Raw genomic sequence first — 16,034 nt, forward strand, 5'->3', positions numbered from 1 at the left:
ACTCGTGGACCGCCGCCACAACCATGGGTTGTACGGTGACGGCGTGGACCTCAAAGCCGTGCGCACCTTCGTCACCGTGGCCGACTCGGGGCAGTTCCAGGAGGCGGCGGCGGTACTCGCGGTCACCCAGCAGGCCGTCTCCAAGCGGATCGCCGCGCTGGAGAGGGAACTGGGCGTGCGGCTGTTCACCCGGGCCGCCCGGGGCGCCGCCCTGACCGTCGACGGCCAGGCCTTCCTGCCGCACGCCCGCGAGCTGCTGCTGGCCGAGGAGCGGGCCGCCGCCTCCGTGCGGCCGGGGCGGCGCGCCCTGCGGGTCGATGTGATCGGCGCGCGGCTCGCCCCCGCGGAGCTGCTGCGCGGTTTCCACGAGGCGCACCCGGACATCGGCCTCGACGTCGTCACGCTCTTCGACGTGGACTCGGCGCTCGTCGCCCTGCGCTCCGGCGCGATCGACGCGTCCTTCCGCGCCGTCGCCATGCCCGGCAGGCCGCTGCCCAGGGGTGTCGAGGCCGCCCGGGTGTACGACGAGCCGATCCAGCTGCTCACCGGCCCCGGGCACGCCCTGGCCGGCCTCAGCTCGGTCAGGCCCGGTGAGCTGGCCGGGCACCGGATCTGGATGCCGGGGATCGTGGACGGCACCGAGTGGGCCGCCTACTACGCGTCCCTCGCCGCCGAGTTCGGCCTCACCATCGACTCCGCGGGCCCCAACTTCACCGGCGCGGTGCTCGACGCCATCGCCGGCTCCGCCGCGCCGGCCACCCTCGTCGGCGAGCGGACCCGCCTGACCCGGCCCGCCGAGCACGACCTCAGACGCATCCCCCTGCGCGACCCGGCTCCCGTCTATCCGCACTCCCTGGTGTGGGCCGCCGCCCATCCGCACCCCGGGCTGGCCGCGCTGCGCGCCCATCTCGCCGCCCGGCGGCCCGGCCGCCCGCGCGGCCGGACCTGGACGCCGGCCTGGGCGGAGCCCGGCGCGTCCGTGCACGGGGGGTTCACTCCGGCGCCCGGCTGAGCGGTCCTGATCCCGCCACCGGCCGTTACGGTGGGCGAAGAGGTGAGGCGCAGGGCCAGGCTCCGCGCGGGCCAAAACGGCGCACGGTGTCACCGGGCCATCGTCAGCCCGTCCTTGGCCGCGCCGCGGCCGAGCACCGTGTCCCGGATCGCGTCGCGCACGCCGGTCAGGTCGGCGCCGCCGGCGATCGCCTGGTCGAGGTCGACCACCCGGCCGGCGTCCATGTCGTACATCTGCGGGAGGAACTCCGCGCGGGTCACCTCCCAGCGGCCGCCGGGCCGGGCCGGCGGGCTGAAGGTGAAGCGGCCGAGGGTCGACCCGTTGCCGCGCCCGTTGCGGACACTGCGGTCGTCCGAGGGGGCGCCGGTGATCTGGTCGCCCATGCCGTAGACCACCCAGGTGCCGTTGACCTTCTCGTAGGGCTGGGGGACGTGGGCGCCGGTGCCGAGGACGAGGTCGACGTCGGGGCGGCCGCCCGTGCGCGCGGCGGTGAGCCGCTGGGCGAGGGCGAGCTGCCGCCGGTCGGGGGTGACCTGCCCCTCGGTGCCCCAGTGCAGGGAGACGACGACCACGTCGGCACCGGCCTGCCGGGCGGCGCGGGCGTCGGCGAGGACGCGGCCCTCGTCGGCCAGGCTGACGGCCCAGGGCTGTCCCGGGGGCAACCGGGTGCCCTCGGTGGGTTCCGCGTACGCGAGGTGCGCGACCGTCGCCGGGCCCGCGTGCAGGATCGTGGGGGTGCGCGCCTCGGCCTGGGTGCGCGCGGTCCCGGCATGCCGCAGGCCCGCCCGGTCCATGGCGTCCAGGGTGCGCCGGATGGCGGCGGGGCCGCCGTCGGGGGCGTGGCCGGAGGCGGTGGAGCAGCTGTCGTATCCGGTGGCGACGAGAGCCTCGGCCAGCTCCGGCGGGGCTTCGAAGGCGGGGTGTCCGCCGGTGCCGGGCTTCGCGGCCTGGACGGTCTCCAGATGACACAGGGCCAGATCGGCCGTGTCGACGGCGCCTTGGGCACCGGCCAGCATCGGGCGGAAGTCGTGGCCCTTGCCGCGGGCGTCGAAGCCGGCCCGGTCGACGGCGGCGGACCGCGGCAGGACGGCGCCGCCGGCGACCAGGGTGAAGCCGGGTCGGGCGGCGGGCGGCGCCGGCCTGGCCGGGCGGGCCGCCGGGCCCGGCCGTTCGCGCTCGTGCCAGATCTGGGCCTGACAGGCGGCGCCTCCCGCGAGGAGGGCGGTCAGGGCCAGGGCCACCTGTCGTCTGAGTGCGATCATCAGCTCACCCCACGGTTATCGCATTTACTTACAAATAAGTACGAAACTGGATGGCGTCGCAAACGGCTCCGGCACCCTCATTGACCCGTCCGGTGTCACGGCGGCCGCGGGGCGACCGTTCGTCGAACCGTTCGTCGACGCGATCGACCGTCCGTCGCAGATCCCTGTGCACCCCCTGTCCTGGGCCCGCGCCCTGCGGTGCCATACGGCCATGACGGCCGGAACCACCCTGCCCACCGGGACGACGACCGCCGAGCACGAGCTCGCCGCGCTCCAGCGCGAGCACGGCCGCCCCCTCTTCGCGCTGCTGCTGAGGCTGTGCGACGGGGACCGGCAGCGCGCCGAGGACCTCGTGCAGGAGACCCTCGTACGCGCCTGGCAGCATCCCGAGGCGCTGCGCGCCGACGACTTCGACTCCGTACGGCCCTGGCTGCTGACCGTGGGCCGACGGCTGGCCATCGACGCCCGCCGGGCCCGGCAGGCCCGGCCGCCCGAGGTCGGGGACGCGGTGCTGGAGAACGCCCGGGTGATCGGCGACCACGCCGAGCGGGCCGCCGCGATGCTCGACGTGCGCGAGGCTGTGAAGACACTCACTCCGGAGCACCGTGAAGTCCTGGTGCTCGTGTATTTCCAAGGGGCGAGTGTTGCGGAGGCCGCGGAAGCCCTCGGGATTCCGCCCGGTACCGTGAAGTCCCGCGCGTACTACGCGCTGCGCGCCCTGCGCCGGGTGCTGCCCGGCTACGCGGCCGACCTGCGGTGAAACCTCCATTGGGCAAAGCCTTGGCAAAGCGCCTTGCTGAGGACCCCGGTTGAGCAATCAGCTGTCTTCATCCGTGTTCCGGACGGTGGGTTCGGGCGACGCGCGCACGTACCGCACGTACCGGAGGAAGGCAGGAAGGGATGCTGCACACAGGCCAAGAGAGCACGGAGGGCGCCGGCGGCGGTGAACTGACCGTCCCCATGGCTTGGCTGTACGCCGAGTACATCGCCGACGAACTGCTGCGCACCGGCGACCTGATGCCGCCGACGTCCTTCGAGTTCCGGGCCGGCCGGGACGCGCTGGCGCTGACCGTCTTCCTGTCCGACACCGACGGCGAGCTCTCCGGCATCCGGGTGGTCTCCCAGCTGGAGACCTGGCTGTCGCTGACGGCGTACGACCAGCCGTGGCAGGACTGGGTGGGCGAGCGCATGGCGCAGCTCGCCGCCGAGACCGCCGAGGCGGACACCCCGTCGCCGGACCTGGCGCTGGCCGCGGAGGCCTGGCGGTGGCTGGAGGAGACCGAACTGCTCGCGCCCGACCTGGACGCGGTGCCGGGCGGCGGAGGGGTGGTCGGCGAGGACGACGGACCGAAGGTGTGGACGCCCGCCTGGCGGCTCGGGCTGCCGCTCGGGCACCTCGCCATCCATCTCTTCTGACGCCGCGGATCTTTTCCGAAGACGGACCAATCCGCGGGCCCGGCCGTTACGAATCCGTTGGTTACGATTCGGTACGCGCCTTGAGTGATTCCTCTGTCCGGTGCGTACGGGTGGGAGCAAGGAGTAACCCCCCACCCGCACCCACGGCATGAGGATTCGAGCATGAGGTCCCTGGAACGGCATCGCGACGTCGGCGCCTACGCGCTCGGCGTGCTCGACGAGGCGGAGGCTTTCCGCTTCGAGGACCACCTCATGGAGTGCCCCCAGTGCGCGGCACACGTGACCGAGTTCGGGCCCACGGCCCGGCAGTTGCTGCTCTATCGGCGGGCGACGCCGCGTTTCGTGCACCCCATGGCGCAGCCCGGGCCCCGGATGCTGGACGGCCTGCTGGCCGCGGTGGCCACCCGGCGCCGGGCCGTCCGGCGGCGCCTCCTGTACGGCCTGGCCGCCTCGGTGGTCTTCGCCGTGGCCGGACCGGCGGTCGCCGTGTACGCGGGCCACGCCGGCGGCTCCGGCGGCAGCGGGACCCAGGTCATGGCGGCGACCGACCCGCAGTCGGGCGTATGGGCCCGGGTGACCAGCGAGAACCTGGACTCGGGCAGCCGGATCCGGCTGGAGATCAAGGACGGCTCCCAGACCCGCTCCTGCCGGCTCGTCGCCGTCGGCCACGACGGCTCGGAGCAGGTCGTGACCAACTGGACCGCGCCCGGTGACGGCACCCGCATGAGCACCATCGAGGGCGGTTCCACGATGCACCCCGCCGAGATCGACCGGTACGACGTGCGCACGGCGGACGGGCAGCACGTGGTGACGCTCGACGCACCCTAGGGCCGGACGCCCCTCCCGCCGGCCCGGCCGCGCTCCCGCCTACTTCAGCAGCCGTGACATCCTGCGGTCCGCGAGTGGCTTGCCGCCCGTCTGGCAGGTGGGGCAGTACTGGAGCGAGGAGTCGCTGAAGGAGACCTCGCGGATGGTGTCGCCGCAGACCGGGCAGGGCTCGCCGGTGCGGCCGTGCACCCTCAGGCCGCCCTTCTTCTCCGCCTTCAGCCGGCCGGCGGCCAGCCCGCGGGAGCGTTCGACCGCCTCGGTGAGGGTGGTGCGCAGGGCCGCGTGGAGGGTGCGCACCTCGTCCGGGGTGAGGGAGGCGGCCAGCTTGAAGGGGGACATGCGCGCCGCATGCAGGATCTCGTCGCTGTAGGCGTTGCCCACGCCGGCGATGAGGCCCTGGTCGCGCAGGGCACCCTTCACCTGCCGCCGCTCGCCCTCGAGCAGGGCGGCGAGCCGGTCGGCGTCGAAGTCGTCGGCGAGCGGGTCCGGGCCGAGGCGGGCGATGCCCGGGACCTCCCGCGGATCGTGCACCACGTACACCGCGAGGCGCTTTTGCGTGCCGGCCTCGGTGAGGTCGAAGCCCGCGCCGGTCTCCAGGGCCACGCGCAGGGCGAGGGGGCCCTTGCCCGGGCGGGGCGGCCCGTCCGGCAGCCGGTCCTTCCACTGCAGCCAGCCCGCACGGGCCAGGTGGGTCACCAGACGGGGGCCGCCGTCCGTGGCGATGTCGAGGAACTTGCCGTGCCGCCGCACGGCGGTGACCTCGCGGCCCTCGAGAGCGCTGGGCGGAGGGTCGTACGTCTTCAGGACGCTGACCGCCACGGGCAGCACCCGCACCACCTCGTGGCCGACCAGGTGCTCGGCCAGGAAGTCCTTCAACGCCTCGACCTCGGGCAGTTCCGGCATACGTCCAGAGTGCCATCCGGAACCCCCGTGGTCAGGCAGGACCCGGCACCGGTTCACCGCGGGCCGCGTCCGCGAACCCCAGGGCGCCTCCCCGGCCCCCCGCCGCCAGACCCCCTCCGGCACCACACCCACCTGCCCCCGCAGCCCACACACCGGCAAGCCCACGGCCCACACCACCACCGGCAACATCCCCGAAACCCAGGCACCCACCCCGGACCCCCGCCGGTCAGACCCCTTCCGGCCCCACGAGGCCGCACCGCGCACACCTGCCGCGGCCGGCCGGCGGAGCCGTCGGCGGTCTCCGCGCACGCGCGGGCCGCCGCGCCGTCAGGCCTGCTCCGGGACCGCGAACTCGCACCACACGCACTTGCCGCCGCCCCGCGCCTCCACGCCCCACGCGTCGGCGAGCAGGTCGACCAGCAGCAGGCCGCGGCCGGAGACTCCGGAATCGCCCGCGTTCCGGCGGCGGGGCAACGCGCTGGAGGAGTCTGCGACCTCGACGCGCAGCCGGCCGTCGGTGCCGCCGAGGACCCGCAGAGTGACGATCGCGGCGCCCTCGGTGTGCATCAGGACGTTGGTGATCAGCTCGTCGGCGGCCAGTTCGATGTCGTCGGCGCGGCCGCCGACGCCCCAGGCGCGGACCGCGGCGCGGATCATGTGCCGGGCGAGGCTGAGCGCCTCGGGGTCGCCGGGGGCCACGTGCTGCTGGAGCCGGCCGCCGGGGCGCGAGGTTTCCCGGCCGCGGCGGCGCAGCAGGAGCAGGGCCACGTCGTCCTCGCCGCCGCGTTCCTCGGCCACGTCGATGAGCCGGTCGGCGAGCTCGCACACCTCGTCCGGGCCCGCCTCCATCAGCGCGGCCAGGGTCCGCAGGCCGTCGTCGAGGTCGGCCCCCGGCTGTTCGACGAGCCCGTCGGTGCACAGCAGCAGCGTGTGACCGGGGTCGAGTTCGACGGTGCAGACCGGGTACTCCAGCCGGCCGAACTCGGCGGACAGGCCCAGCGGCAGGCCGCCCTCGACGGACACCCGGTGGCAGGACCCGTCGGCGTGCCGGATCAGCGGGTCGATGTGGCCGGCCCGGACCACCTGCACCACGCCGGTGGCGAGGTCGGCCTCCGCGTACAGGCAGGTGGCGAAGCGATCGGTGTCGAGTTCCCGCAGGAAGACGGAGGCGCGGGCCATCACGGTGGCCGGGGTGTGTCCCTCGGCGGCGTACGCGCGCAGCACGATGCGCAGCTGGCCCATGACGGCCGCCGCGTGCGTGTCGTGGCCCTGCACGTCGCCGATGACCGCGCCGACCCGGCTGCCGGGCAGCGGGATGAGGTCGTACCAGTCGCCGCCGATGTCCCGGCCGAGCGAGGCCGAGCGGTAGCGGACCGCCACGTCCGCCCCGGCCACGCTGGGAATTGTGCGGGGCAGCATCGCCTGCTGCAGGCGCTGGGCGAGGTCCTTCTCCTCCTCGTACAGCATGGCCCGCTGCATGCTCTGGGCGATGTGGCTGCCGAGCGCGACCAGCATGGTGCGCTCCTCGTCGGAGAAGCCGCGCCGGTCGCCGTAGAGCAGGCCCACCGCGCCGATCGGGCGGGCCTGGGCGATCAGGGGCAGGTAGGCGGCAGAGGTGATCTCCAGGTCGGTGATGTGCTGCCACAGGATCGGGTAGTCCTCGGCGAACTCCTCCGGGGACTCGATGAAGCGCGGGACGAGGGTCCGTACGACCTCGCTCATGGGGTAGGGCTCGTCGACCCGGGTGACGCTGGTGCCGGGCACGATGCCGGCCTCGGGCCCCTCGGCGACCATCCGGATCCGGCCGGCCTCCACCAGGCCCACGACCAGGCTGGTCGCGCCGAGGTGGCGGACGCCGTGGGTGTCCTTCAGGACGTCGATGACGTCCTGCACGCTGCGGGCGTGCGAGAGGGCCGCGGTGATCACCTGCACGACGCCGCTCTGCCGGCGCGCCGCCGCGTCCTGGGCGGCGCGCAGGCTGCGGGCCTCGCTCTCCGCCAGCTCCTCGGTGGCGTCGCGGACGATGCCGATGACCCGGCGCGGACGGCCGGTCTCGTCGCGCCGGATGTAGCCCTGGGTGTGCGTCCAGCGCCGGCTGCCGTCGCGGCAGCGTAGACGGAAGTAGGTGCCGTAGTTCTCGCTGCCGTCCTTGATGGCCTGGGCCACCACGGCGTCCAGCCGGCCGGCCTCCGGCGGGGGCACCCGGGCGGCCAGGCTCTCCGGACGGCCGTCGTACTCCTCCGGGAGGAGGTCGAAGACCTCGTGCGCCTGGGCGTCCATGTGGAGCAGACCGGTGTCCAGGTCCCAGTCGAACGTGCCCATGCGGTTGAGCGCCAGGATCGGGTCCGGCTGGACGGTCCGGTCGTCCGGGAGGGACAGGGCGCTCAGGCCCCGATCAGCCATGGGGCCACCATGCCAGGATTCGGCGGATTCTTCGAGTGGCGGCGGCTCGATCGGGGACAGGTTACGCAACCGCAGACGCGCGGTACACGGAGTGACGACCGCCTCCGGTGCCACGGGGAGGCTGTCACGGGGGAGGGAGGAGCGCACGGCGTGGACTGGTTCACCGCACCCGACTACTGGCTCGGCCGGCTGGTCTTCCAGCGGTCCCTGGCCGCCGTGTATCTCGTCGCGTTCCTCGGTACGGCCCTGCAGTTCCGGGCCCTGCTGGGCGAGCGCGGCATGCTGCCGATCCCCCGGTTCGTCGAGCGGGTGCCGTTCCGGCGCGCCCCCAGCCTGTTCCAGCTGCGCTACTCGGACCGCCTCTTCGGGGGCTGCGCCTGGACGGGCTGTGCCGTCTCGGGGGCACTGCTCGCCGGCCTGGACTCCCTGCTGCCGCTGTGGGGCGGCATGCTGCTGTGGCTGGTCCCGTGGGCGCTGTACCTGTCGATCGTCAACGTGGGCCAGACCTGGTACGCGTTCGGCTGGGAGTCGCTGCTGCTGGAGGTCGGTTTCCTGGCCATCCTGCTCGGCAACGACGAGGTCGCCCCGCCGGTCGTGGTGCTCTTCCTGCTGCGCTGGGTGCTGTTCCGGGTGGAGTTCGGCGCCGGTCTGATCAAGATGCGCGGGGACGCCTGCTGGCGGAAGCTGACCTGTCTGGACCACCACCACGAGACCCAGCCGATGCCGGGCCCGCTGAGCTGGTTCTTCCACCACCTGCCCCGGCCCCTGCACCGGGTGGAGGTGGCCGCCAACCACGTCACCCAACTGGTGGTGCCGGTGCTGCTGTTCGCCCCGCAGCCCGTGGCGACGGCCGCCGCCGCCCTGATGATCGTCACCCAGCTGTGGCTGGTGCTGTCCGGCAACTTCGCGTGGCTGAACTGGATCACCATCGTGGTGGCCCTGCCGGTGGTCCGGTTTCCCGCGCATCCTCCGCCCGTGCCGGCGGCGCCCCTGTGGTACGAGGGCGTGGTCCTCGCCGTCGCCGCGCTGCTGGTGTTCCTGAGCCACCGCCCGGTGGTCAACATGGTCTCCCGCCGTCAGGTGATGAACCGCTCCTTCGACCCGCTGCACCTGGTGAACACCTACGGCGCGTTCGGCAGCGTCAGCCGGATCCGGTACGAGGTGGTGGTGGAGGGCACGCCGGACGCCGTACCGCGCGAGGACTCAGACTGGCGGGAGTACGAGTTCAAGGGCAAACCGGGCGACCCCCGGCGCTGGCCGCGCCAGTTCGCGCCCTACCACCTGCGCCTCGACTGGCTGATGTGGTTCGCCGCGCTGTCCCCCGGGTACGCGGGGGCGTGGTTCGGCGCCCTGGTGGAGCGCCTGCTGGAGAACGACCGCGACACCCTCAGGCTGCTGCGCCGCTCCCCCTTCCCGCCCGACGAGCCGCCGCGCCACGTCCGCGCCCGCCTCTTCCGCTACCGCTACACCACCTGGCGGGAACTGCGGGAGACGGGCGCGTGCTGGCAGCGGACCTATGTACGCGCGTACCTGCCGCCGACGCGGCTGGCGGGGGTGGCTCAGCGGTCGTAGAGCCGGGTGGCGGTGGCGCCGAGGACCGCGGTCCGCCGTCCACGCCCGCCGGACCGGTCCCTCCCCCGTGCTCCGCGACGCGGCCGGGCACGGGCGGCGGTGTGCGCGGCGGCCCTCATGACGGTTCGCCGGGTACGGGCATCCGCAGCAGGCCGGTGTCCCGCAGTTCCTGCCAGAAGGCGGCCGGAACCGGGGACTCGAACTGTTCCGCGCAGTCCCGCGCCTCGTCCGCCGAGCGGGCCCCCACCAGGACGCTCGCGACGGCCGGGTGCGCGGCGCAGAAGGCGAGCGCGGCGGCCCGCAAAGTGATGCCGTGCCGGTCCGCGACGGACCGCAGTCGCCGGGCGCGCTCCAGCAACGCGGCCGGTGCCTGCGCGTAGTCGTACCTCGCGCCTGGCCGGGGGTCCGCCAGCAGACCGGAGTTGAAGGCGCCGCCGACGACGACCGACAGGCCGAGGCCGTAGTGCGGGGCGGTGTCGAAGTAGCGGGTGCCGTGCTGCCAGGCCGTGCGCACCGTGTCGTACGCCTGCTCGTCGCCGAGGGCGGTGTACAGGTTGCCGATCCCGGCGGCGCCGAAGCCCAGCGGGCTGACGGGTACGCCGCTGCGGCCGAGCGTCCTCATCGGCCCACCGTCCTCGGGCGCAGGCCCTGGAGCCCGCCGTCGACGGCGAGGGCGGTGCCGGTGGTGGCGCCGGACAGGGGGCTCGCCAGGTAGGCGATGGCGCCCGCGACCTCGGCGGCCGAGACCAGACGTCCGGTGGGCTGGCGGGCCTCCAGGGCGGCGCGTTCGGCGGCCGGATCGGGAGCGGAGTCGAGCAGGCGGCCGACCCACGGGGTGTCCGCCGTGCCGGGGTTGACGCAGTTGACCCGGATGCCCTCGCGGACGTGGTCGGCGGCCATCGCGAGGGTGAGCGCGTACACGGCGCCCTTGGTCGCGCTGTACAGGGCGCGTTGCGGCAGGCCGGCGGTGGCCGCGATGGAGCAGGTGTTGACGATCGCCGCGTGCCGGGAGCGGCGCAGGTGCGGGAGGGCGGCGCGGGTGACGCGGACCATGCCGAGGACGTTGACGTCGAGGACCCGGTGCCACTCCTCGTCGTCGTTGTCCTCGACGGTGCCCAGGGCGCCGATGCCCGCGTTGTTGACCAGGACGTCGATGACGCCGTGTCCGCCGAGGTCCTCGGCCGCCCGGGCCACGGCGGCGCGTACGGAGGCGTCGTCGCTGACGTCGGCGCGGAAGGCGAGCAGCGGTTCGCCGACGGACGTGGTGTCGAGGTCGAGCACCGCCACCCGGGCGCCGCGCTCGGCGAGGAGTTCGGCGGTGGCCCGGCCGATGCCGGAGGCGCCGCCGGTCACCAGGGCCTTCAGGCCCTCGAAGTCGCTCATGCCGCCTTCGCCTTCCGCGTCTCGTGGTCCCTCTCGCGCGGGACGGGGAAGCGGATGTCGTAGGTGTCGACCGCGGTGACGCGGGCAGGGGTCGGGGACACAGCAGGCCTTTCCGTCAGGACGGCTCCTCGTCGAGCGGCTTGGAGTAGACGCTCCGCATACTTATCAGACCACTTCCCCGGAGGAACAGCCTCCGTCGGCAGATTTTCCCGGTTCCGGATCATAGTGGTCCGACCACCTCGGTGGTTAGACTTCGTCTCACCGGGTGAACCGGCTGAGTGGAGGAACGGCGTGGACGTGACGGCCCCGCAGAAGGGCACGGTGACGCAACGCGCCATCGAACAGATCAAGACGATGATCGGCGAGGGCCGCCTGGAGCCGGGCCAGCGCCTGCCCACCGAGCGCGATCTCGCGGCCCGGCTCGGCATCTCCCGCAGCTCGATGCGCGAGGCGATCCGCGCGCTGACGGTACTGGGCGTCCTGGAGGCCCGGCACGGCTCCGGGATCTACGTCACCCAGCTCCAGGCCGGCGACCTGCTGGAGACCTTCGGGGTGGTCGCCGACCTGTCCCGGGGCCCGCGTCTGGTGGAGCTGCTGGAGGTGCGCCGGGTCCTGGAGTCCACGGCGACCGCCCTGGCGGCGGCCCGCATCACGCCGGACCGGCTGGCCGAGGTCGAGCGGCACCTGGCGTCGATGAACGCCACCGACGACCCGGAGGAGGTCCTCGCCCACGACCTGGCCTTCCACCGCGAGATCGCGGCCGCCGCCGGCAACGAGACGATGGCGGCCATCCTGGACGGCCTGTCCTCCCGCACCTTCCGCGCCCGCGTCTGGCGCGGTTACCAGGAGGAGGGCGCCTTCGCCCGCACCCGCCGCGAGCACGCCGCCATCCACCGCGCCCTGGCCGCCCGCGACCCGGAGGCCGCGAGGGCCGCCGCGGCCGCGCACGTCGGCGAGGTGGAGGAGTGGCTGCGGGCACAGCTCGCAAAGTAGCCAGGTCCGCCCGGTCCCGGCGCGGCCGCAGGGTCACGAACGGCCGCAGATCAGGGTCCGCCCGGACGCGCCCGCCGTGGGCCTCGTGGCAGCGCAGCACAGGCCGTCACCCGACGCTCGGGGAGACCGATCCGGCACCCCTCGCGGAGCGCGGCGCGGCGACGACCTGGCCGGCGGCGGGGGCGCGGCGGCGCCCGGATGCCCGGGGCCGTCGGCGGGCGGACACTGGGAGGAAGGGGCCGGACGGTCGGCGCGCGCGAGGGGATGTGGCCATGACCAGGACCAGGACCCGGAACAGCCCGTGGGCGTGGCGGTGGCGCCGCAACCCGCTGAGGCGCCCCAGCTACGTCGTCGAGGCCTGGATCGTGCTGGCGGCATGGCTGGCCGCCCTGGTCGGCAGCGTGCTCGCCGGACTGGTGGCGGCGAACGCCGTGGCCCGGGGACTCGACCGGCAGCAGGACGAGCGCCGCCCCGTCGCGGCGGTCGTCGTGGAACGGGCGCCCGGCGTCGCCCCGGGGCGGACCGGCAGCGACAGCCGGGTCTGGGTCACCGTCCGCTGGACGACGCCGGACGGCGCGGTGCACACGGGCCGGACGAAGGTGCGTCCCGGTACGGCGTCGGGCACCTCGGTCACGGTGTGGACGGACCAGCGGGGACGGGTCACCGCGAAGCCCCTGTCACCCGGCGAGGCCGGGTTCCGGGCGGCGTGGACGGGCACTCTGGTCGCCACCGGCACGGCCGCCGCCGTCTTCGGCGCGGCGCAGCTGGCCCGGGCGGGCCTGGAACGGCGGCGGCTGCGGCAGTGGGACGACGAGTGGGCACGAGCCGACACCCGCCGCGGGGGTCTGACCGGCTGAGGCGCGGTCGTCCGCCGGCCTGACCCGGTGTGGGACCACTGGCGGACACCGTCACGCTCCGACTGCCGGGAGCGTCACCCCGAAGCGGCCGGCCGGTGTCGAGGACACGGGGCGGGTCCTGCTCAGGGATGCCGCCGCAGCCGTCGGTCACGAAGAGCACCACGCCCTGCGGGGGACCGCGTTCACCAGCAGGCCGCCGGGGACGCGGCTCATCTCCTTGCCGTCCACCTCGACCGGCACCGGCGGGTATGCGGCCACGGCTTCCCCCTGATTCCCCCCGCTCCCCCCTGATCCCCCTGTCGGCATGGGCGTGCGTCCCGCACACCCATGCCTTCGGCGATCGCGACGGGTCCGACCCCGCGGAGGGTCAGTCCACGCTCGGCAGGATGTGCGGTTCGGCGAGGTCGTCCTCGTAGCCCGCGAGGCGGATCGGGGCGGACCGGGCCCACACGTCGAGGCTGCCGAGCTCCGCGGGCCGGCGGCCCGCGCGCTCCGTGCGTTCCTTGGGGCGTTGATCGCGATTCGTCTTCTCCGGTGTCACCGCGCACTCCTTATGTGTCGGGTCACCCTCGGGGCGTACCGGTCAGTCTGCGATCCGCCGCCTGACGCCCGCTCGGGTCTGGATAGAAAGCCAGTTCGGACGCGGTGGCGCCGGTAACTCGTACGAGAGCAGCCGGTGTGCACCGGCTCGCCCCGGGACGGACCATGGGTGTGGGTGGGACCCCGTCGTGCTGTCCGCCTGCTCCAGATTAACCAAATGAGCAAAGGTCCGCTCGATAGGGAGTGCAAACAAGGTGTAACTTTCGCGCGTCAATCAGCCGCCAATCAGTCGGTCATGCGCACTATTACCCTGTTGAATACTTTTCGTTCCCACCCGATCGGCCTACGCGAACGAACCTATTTTCGATAACCGTTTCACTTCCGTGCCCCGACCTGGCGCAGTTCAAGTGCCGTTGGCCGAGTCGAAAGCCGGCCATGATCTGCTGGCGGGCGGCAACGGCTGTCTCGCGGGAGGACTGACGCATGGAGCCGCGCAGCGTCGAGGAGCTGATGGAACTGCTGTACGCCAGCCGGTACGGCCCCGCGCTGCGCACCGCCGCGCTGCTGCGCCGCGCCCGGCCCGCCGACAAGGAACTCCAGGTGGCCGGGCTGGTCTCGGGCCTCGGACCGCTGCTCGCGCCCGGTGACCGGGCGGGGCAGGCGGACGCCGCCGCCCGCGCGGTGCGCCCACTGCTCGGGGAGCGGGTCGGCCGGCTCGTGCGCGGGCAGCCCGGCGATGGCGGTCCCCTGGGCGACGACGATCTGCTGCGTCTGCGTCAGGCCGCCGAGGAGGGTGCGGTGACCGCTTGCGACGCCGGGGTCCTGGAGGACTGGCGCACGGTCCTGGAGCTGGTGGCGGCGCGCAACTCCCGCCTGGGGGCCGTCGACTGACGGTCCGCGGGCACGGCGCCAAGCACCGGGTCCGGGCGCCGGCTCACCACTTGCCCGGCGCGTAGTCCTTCAGGAAGACCCCGTACAGGTCCTCGCCCTCCTCACCGCGCACGATCGGGTCGTAGACGCGGGCGGCACCGTCGACCAGGTCGAGGGGGGCGTGGAAACCCGCCTCGGCGAGGCGGACCTTGTCGGGATGCGGGCGTTCGTCGGTGATCCAGCCGGTGTCCACCGCCGTCATCAGGATGCGGTCGCTGTCGAACATCTCCTGGGCGCTGGTGCGCGTGAGCATGTTCAGGGCCGCCTTGGCCATGTTGGTGTGCGGGTGCCCGGCGCCCTTGTAACCCCGGGCGAAGACACCCTCCATGGCGGAGACGTTCACGATGTACGTGCGCCGGGCCGGGGAGGCCGCCATCGCCGGGCGCAGGCGGCTGATCAGGATGAACGGGGCCGTCGAGTTGCACAGCTGGACCTCGAGCAGCTCGACGGGGGTGACCTCGTCCACCGTCTGGATCCAGCTGTTGGTGTCGTGCAGGTCGGGCACGAGCCCGCCCGCGTCGATCGCCGTGCCCGCCGCGATCCGCTCCAGGGAGGCCGAGCCCGAGACCAGCGCCAGGTCGGTCACGTCCTGGGCGGTCAGGGCCCCGCCGCCGGCGACCGGCAGCGCGGCGACCGCGCCGGAGCCGAAGGTGCCGATCACCTCGGCGGCGGGCAGCTCGCCCGCGGGCAGCGGGGCGGACTCGGCGGTGACCAGCTCGCTGTAGGCCTGCGGGGAGCGCCGCACGGTCTGCGCGGCGTTGTTGATCAGGATGTCGAGCGGGCCCTCGGCGGCCACGGAGTCGGCGAGCGCGACGACCTGGGCCGGGTCGCGCAGGTCGATGCCGACGATCTTCAGGCGGTGGATCCACTCGGCGCTGTCGGGCTGCGCCTTGAAACGGCGGATCGCGTCGTTCGGGAACCGCGTGGTGATCGTGGTGTGGGCGCCGTCGCGCAGCAGCCGCAGCGCGATGTACATGCCGATCTTGGCGCGGCCGCCGGTGAGCAGCGCCCGCTTGCCGGTGAGGTCGGTGCGGGCGTCGCGGCGGGCCCGGTTCTCGGTGGCACAGTCCGGGCAGAGCTGGTGGTAGAAGTAGTCGACCTCGACGTACCGCTTCTTGCAGACGTAACAGGAACGCGGGCGCCGGAGTATCCCGGCGATCTGCCCCTCGTCCGTTCGCGACGACGGCAGGATGCCCTCGGTCTCGTCGTCGATGCGCTCGGCGGAGCCGGTCGCGGTGGCCTCCGTGACCGCCTTGTCGTGGGCGGTCTTGGCGGCCCGGCGCTCCTGGCGGCGGCGCTGCTTGACCGTGCGGTAGATGTGCGAGGTCGCCCGGCGCACCTTGACGGCGTCGGGGTGGTCGACGTCGAGCTTGTCGAGTTCCTCCAGTACGCTGAGGCACACGGCGAGCCGCTCGGGGTCGATCCCGGGTCCGTGGACCACCTCGTCCATGTCCATGCCCACGGACGCCGAGCCGTCCTCTGTCACCGTCATCGCGCTGCCGTTTCCCTGGTCACCCGCGCAGCGCTCCGACTCGCGCCCGCTGTCGAACGGGGGATTTTACGGCAGCGCGGGCCCGCACCGCCAAACCGCTCCGCTCGGGTGCCGCGGCTCGTGCCGGGGCGAGCCGCCCCCTCGCGTGAGCCCGGCACGCGCCGGCCCCGGCGAGAGCCCGTGCCGGCCCGGCACGCGTCGGCCTCCGGCGAGCGGCTGCCCACAGCGCGTGGGCGCGGTGGGGCGTCCGTCCCGTGGGCGTCCGGGGCGGCCATGGGGCCGGACCTGGACCTGATGGGCCGGGGCCCACACCGGCTCCCGGCGAGCGGGCGCACGCGTCCCCGGCCGGCCGCCCCCGGCCCAGCCGTGACCGGCCCGCCGCCCACCGCAGCCCCGCACACTTCCACGCCTGTGCCATCACTCGTCAGGGTAGGACGCCCCAC

General features: G+C 74.0%; 15 protein-coding genes and 1 pseudogene. 8 read left to right on the forward strand and 8 right to left on the reverse strand.

What is annotated here, in order from left to right; translation table 11 throughout:
• The first annotated feature begins 43 nt into the window (after nt 1-43).
• Nucleotides 44-1,012 carry a LysR family transcriptional regulator gene (locus ABZX30_RS04440; RefSeq protein ID WP_355928653.1) on the forward strand — a complete coding sequence of 323 codons (969 nt, stop codon included), beginning with the start codon at nt 44-46 and terminating at the stop codon, nt 1,010-1,012.
• An 89-nt stretch (nt 1,013-1,101) separates the two neighbouring features.
• On the opposite strand, the gene ABZX30_RS04445 is transcribed toward ABZX30_RS04440, so the two are convergent.
• Nucleotides 1,102-2,274, reverse strand: coding sequence for a CapA family protein (locus tag ABZX30_RS04445; protein ID WP_355928655.1), 1,173 nt, complete (start codon nt 2,272-2,274; stop codon nt 1,102-1,104).
• A 211-nt stretch (nt 2,275-2,485) separates the two neighbouring features.
• On the opposite strand from ABZX30_RS04445, the gene ABZX30_RS04450 reads away from it, so the two are divergent.
• From ABZX30_RS04450 to ABZX30_RS04460, 3 genes are all read left to right on the forward strand, one after another.
• Entirely contained in the window at nt 2,486-3,034 is a 549-nt protein-coding gene (locus ABZX30_RS04450; RefSeq protein WP_355928657.1) for a sigma-70 family RNA polymerase sigma factor, read from the forward strand.
• Between the two features lie 140 nt (nt 3,035-3,174).
• Nucleotides 3,175-3,690 carry a hypothetical protein gene (locus ABZX30_RS04455; RefSeq protein WP_355928659.1) on the forward strand — a complete coding sequence of 172 codons (516 nt, stop codon included), beginning with the start codon at nt 3,175-3,177 and terminating at the stop codon, nt 3,688-3,690.
• A 162-nt stretch (nt 3,691-3,852) separates the two neighbouring features.
• Nucleotides 3,853-4,518, forward strand: a complete 666-nt coding sequence (locus ABZX30_RS04460) for a zf-HC2 domain-containing protein (RefSeq protein ID WP_355928662.1) — start codon at nt 3,853-3,855, stop codon at nt 4,516-4,518.
• A 39-nt stretch (nt 4,519-4,557) separates the two neighbouring features.
• On the opposite strand, the gene ABZX30_RS04465 is transcribed toward ABZX30_RS04460, so the two are convergent.
• Together ABZX30_RS04465 and ABZX30_RS04470 are read right to left on the reverse strand one after the other, a co-directional pair.
• Nucleotides 4,558-5,421 (reverse strand): DNA-formamidopyrimidine glycosylase family protein, encoded by an 864-nt coding sequence (locus tag ABZX30_RS04465; protein ID WP_355928663.1) that lies wholly within the window; start codon nt 5,419-5,421, stop codon nt 4,558-4,560.
• Between the two features lie 327 nt (nt 5,422-5,748).
• Nucleotides 5,749-7,824, reverse strand: coding sequence for a SpoIIE family protein phosphatase (locus tag ABZX30_RS04470; RefSeq protein ID WP_355928666.1), 2,076 nt, complete (start codon nt 7,822-7,824; stop codon nt 5,749-5,751).
• Between the two features lie 150 nt (nt 7,825-7,974).
• On the opposite strand from ABZX30_RS04470, the gene ABZX30_RS04475 reads away from it, so the two are divergent.
• The gene (locus ABZX30_RS04475) at nt 7,975-9,396 is read left to right on the forward strand and encodes a lipase maturation factor family protein (protein ID WP_355928668.1); all 1,422 of its coding nucleotides are present in this window, start codon (nt 7,975-7,977) and stop codon (nt 9,394-9,396) included.
• A gap of 115 nt (nt 9,397-9,511) precedes the next feature.
• On the opposite strand, the gene ABZX30_RS04480 is transcribed toward ABZX30_RS04475, so the two are convergent.
• On the reverse strand, nt 9,512-10,018 hold the full coding sequence (locus tag ABZX30_RS04480; protein WP_355928671.1) for an aldo/keto reductase: 507 nt from the start codon (nt 10,016-10,018) through the stop codon (nt 9,512-9,514).
• Nucleotides 10,015-10,779 carry an SDR family oxidoreductase gene (locus tag ABZX30_RS04485; protein WP_355928672.1) on the reverse strand — a complete coding sequence of 255 codons (765 nt, stop codon included), beginning with the start codon at nt 10,777-10,779 and terminating at the stop codon, nt 10,015-10,017. The genes ABZX30_RS04480 and ABZX30_RS04485 overlap by 4 nt, the downstream gene beginning before the upstream one ends.
• Nucleotides 10,780-11,070: 291 nt before the next feature.
• On the opposite strand from ABZX30_RS04485, the gene ABZX30_RS04490 reads away from it, so the two are divergent.
• Nucleotides 11,071-11,772, forward strand: a complete 702-nt coding sequence (locus tag ABZX30_RS04490; protein WP_355928674.1) for an FCD domain-containing protein — start codon at nt 11,071-11,073, stop codon at nt 11,770-11,772.
• Nucleotides 11,773-12,044: 272 nt separating this feature from the next.
• Complete coding sequence (locus ABZX30_RS04495; protein ID WP_355928676.1) at nt 12,045-12,629, forward strand: hypothetical protein; 585 nt, start codon at nt 12,045-12,047, stop codon at nt 12,627-12,629.
• A 91-nt stretch (nt 12,630-12,720) separates the two neighbouring features.
• Here the strand turns inward: ABZX30_RS04495 and ABZX30_RS04500 are convergent.
• A pseudogene (locus ABZX30_RS04500) lies at nt 12,721-12,872 on the reverse strand (two-component sensor histidine kinase); the annotation flags it as partial.
• A 124-nt stretch (nt 12,873-12,996) separates the two neighbouring features.
• Entirely contained in the window at nt 12,997-13,170 is a 174-nt protein-coding gene (locus tag ABZX30_RS04505; RefSeq protein ID WP_355928679.1) for a hypothetical protein, read from the reverse strand.
• A gap of 482 nt (nt 13,171-13,652) precedes the next feature.
• On the opposite strand from ABZX30_RS04505, the gene ABZX30_RS04510 reads away from it, so the two are divergent.
• Nucleotides 13,653-14,060 (forward strand): hypothetical protein, encoded by a 408-nt coding sequence (locus tag ABZX30_RS04510; protein WP_355928681.1) that lies wholly within the window; start codon nt 13,653-13,655, stop codon nt 14,058-14,060.
• Between the two features lie 43 nt (nt 14,061-14,103).
• On the opposite strand, the gene ABZX30_RS04515 is transcribed toward ABZX30_RS04510, so the two are convergent.
• Nucleotides 14,104-15,591, reverse strand: coding sequence for an SDR family NAD(P)-dependent oxidoreductase (locus tag ABZX30_RS04515; RefSeq protein WP_355928683.1), 1,488 nt, complete (start codon nt 15,589-15,591; stop codon nt 14,104-14,106).
• Nucleotides 15,592-16,034 lie beyond the last annotated feature (443 nt).

This window comes from Streptomyces sp. NPDC004542 (assembly GCF_040610035.1).
Taxonomy (GTDB): Bacteria; Actinomycetota; Actinomycetes; order Streptomycetales; family Streptomycetaceae; genus Streptomyces.

What these genes read in the sequence shown, in the direction of transcription:
- ABZX30_RS04445 (WP_355928655.1), bottom strand. Translation starts at nt 2,274, where the DNA reads ATGATCGCACTCAGACGACAGGTGGCCCTGGCCCTGACCGCCCTCCTC.
- ABZX30_RS04450 (WP_355928657.1), top strand. Translation starts at nt 2,486, where the DNA reads ATGACGGCCGGAACCACCCTGCCCACCGGGACGACGACCGCCGAGCAC.
- ABZX30_RS04455 (WP_355928659.1), top strand. Translation starts at nt 3,175, where the DNA reads ATGCTGCACACAGGCCAAGAGAGCACGGAGGGCGCCGGCGGCGGTGAA.
- ABZX30_RS04460 (WP_355928662.1), top strand. Translation starts at nt 3,853, where the DNA reads ATGAGGTCCCTGGAACGGCATCGCGACGTCGGCGCCTACGCGCTCGGC.
- ABZX30_RS04465 (WP_355928663.1), bottom strand. Translation starts at nt 5,421, where the DNA reads ATGCCGGAACTGCCCGAGGTCGAGGCGTTGAAGGACTTCCTGGCCGAG.
- ABZX30_RS04470 (WP_355928666.1), bottom strand. Translation starts at nt 7,824, where the DNA reads ATGGCTGATCGGGGCCTGAGCGCCCTGTCCCTCCCGGACGACCGGACC.
- ABZX30_RS04480 (WP_355928671.1), bottom strand. Translation starts at nt 10,018, where the DNA reads ATGAGGACGCTCGGCCGCAGCGGCGTACCCGTCAGCCCGCTGGGCTTC.
- ABZX30_RS04485 (WP_355928672.1), bottom strand. Translation starts at nt 10,779, where the DNA reads ATGAGCGACTTCGAGGGCCTGAAGGCCCTGGTGACCGGCGGCGCCTCC.
- ABZX30_RS04495 (WP_355928676.1), top strand. Translation starts at nt 12,045, where the DNA reads ATGACCAGGACCAGGACCCGGAACAGCCCGTGGGCGTGGCGGTGGCGC.
- ABZX30_RS04510 (WP_355928681.1), top strand. Translation starts at nt 13,653, where the DNA reads ATGGAGCCGCGCAGCGTCGAGGAGCTGATGGAACTGCTGTACGCCAGC.
- ABZX30_RS04515 (WP_355928683.1), bottom strand. Translation starts at nt 15,591, where the DNA reads ATGACGGTGACAGAGGACGGCTCGGCGTCCGTGGGCATGGACATGGAC.